Raw genomic sequence first — 1,613 nt, 5'->3', positions numbered from 1 at the left:
GGCTTTACAGTTGAGATAGAACCGGAAGTTTCACGGCGGTTATCAACTGTGTAACCAGTGATTACCAGTTCCTGAAGCTGCTTTACGTCGAGCGCAAGAGGAACATCAATCACACTTCTTGACCCTACTTCAACTTCCTGGGTAACGTACCCAATGAAGGAGAAAGAAAGTCTTGCACCAGAGCCAACCGAAAGGGAATAGTTTCCGTTAAGGTCAGTCACTGTACCATTGGAAGTTCCTACTTCCAATACGCTCACACCAGGGAAACCTTCCCCAGTTTCGGAATCTGTTATCTTTCCTGTTACTTGTCTGTTCTGTGCAGAGGCATCAGGAGCCACTGCTAGCAGAGCCAGGCAGATCAAAGGAAAAATGTACTTCAGTAATCCTTTTTTCATAAAAATGTAGTTTAAGTGAAGTTGTATATAATTGTTTGAAAAAGGCATCGTTGAATTCGGGCAAGCCATTTCAGCCCAGATACATTCTACTGCATCTGAACAAACCAATAGTCAGTTACGAACAAAGAGGTACTGATAGTGAAATGGAAAAGCTTGCGCCTGGAACTGTCGCAGAACGTGCACTCGGAAATGGCGCACAGCGTTTGGGGCACTTGTAACTAAGAACCATAAAACAAATAATTTAAGTAGGTATTGTTCTGAGCAATTGTCGAATTTAAAGAAATTATTTGTTAACGTGTCAAGTTTTCCCAAGAAAATTTGACTGCAATCGATTGCGGGAAATCCGTTTAAATCGTTTGCGTAACCGTTTTCGAGTAATTATTCCTTAAATCCGCTCCCAGATTTATTTCGGGGATCAATATAAAACAGATTTTATACTTTTCCGATATTCCCAAAAAAATCTCACATAACTATTTGATAACCAAAATGTGAATTATTCAAGGCTTGAGTTTCATTGTTAAAAAGAACGAGCAACTCCCTCGCTATTATTGAAAAAAACATGTAAAACGATCTCTAAAGCCTATTTTTGAATTTATTTTTACGCTAGCAAATATTTTACAACCTTATCATGGATTTCATCGAGGCTGATCTTTTCCGCTATATTGAGGGGCATACCGAACCCGAGCCTGAGCTGTTAGGCCGATTAAACAGGCACACAAATCTCAATGTGCTCAGGCCACGAATGCTTTCCGGGCACTTCCAGGGCCGGGTGCTTTCGATGTTCTCGCACATGATCAAACCCACATCAATTCTTGAAATTGGCACCTACACCGGCTATTCGGCCATTTGCCTGGCCGAAGGGCTACAGCAAAATGGAAAGCTGACCACCATCGATATTAATGGAGAGCTTGAAAGCACCGTAAGGAGATTCATAGGCGAATCTCCCTACGGAGAGCAAATTGAGTATATTATTGGTGATGCCATGGCAGAGGTTCCAAAACTAGCGGCCACTTTTGATCTGGTATTCATCGATGCCGACAAAGCAAACTATACCAACTACTTTGACCTGGTGATTGATAAAGTGAAGCCAGGCGGATACATCATGGCCGACAACGTGCTCTGGAGTGGTAAGGTGCTGGAGAAGAACAGAAAAAAGGACGACCCTGATACGCTCACTATTCTGGCATTTAACAAAAAAGTAGCTGACGATCCCCGGGT

Annotated in this window: 2 protein-coding genes; one reads left to right on the top strand and one right to left on the bottom strand. The window is 42.4% G+C overall.

The window, feature by feature from the left end; genetic code table 11:
* Positions 1–395, bottom strand: a 395-nt coding sequence (locus RIG68_RS23325) for a carboxypeptidase-like regulatory domain-containing protein (protein WP_350128050.1), incomplete at its 3' end; no start/stop codon positions are given.
* Positions 396–1,023: 628 nt separating this feature from the next.
* On the opposite strand from RIG68_RS23325, the gene RIG68_RS23320 reads away from it, so the two are divergent.
* The coding region (locus RIG68_RS23320) for an O-methyltransferase (RefSeq protein WP_350128047.1) at positions 1,024–1,613 on the top strand (590 nt) is incomplete at its 3' end.

It is taken from the genome of Imperialibacter sp., from assembly GCF_040222385.1.
Classification (GTDB): Bacteria; Bacteroidota; Bacteroidia; order Cytophagales; family Cyclobacteriaceae; genus Imperialibacter.
This window is presented reverse-complemented; position numbering and strand designations above follow the sequence as displayed.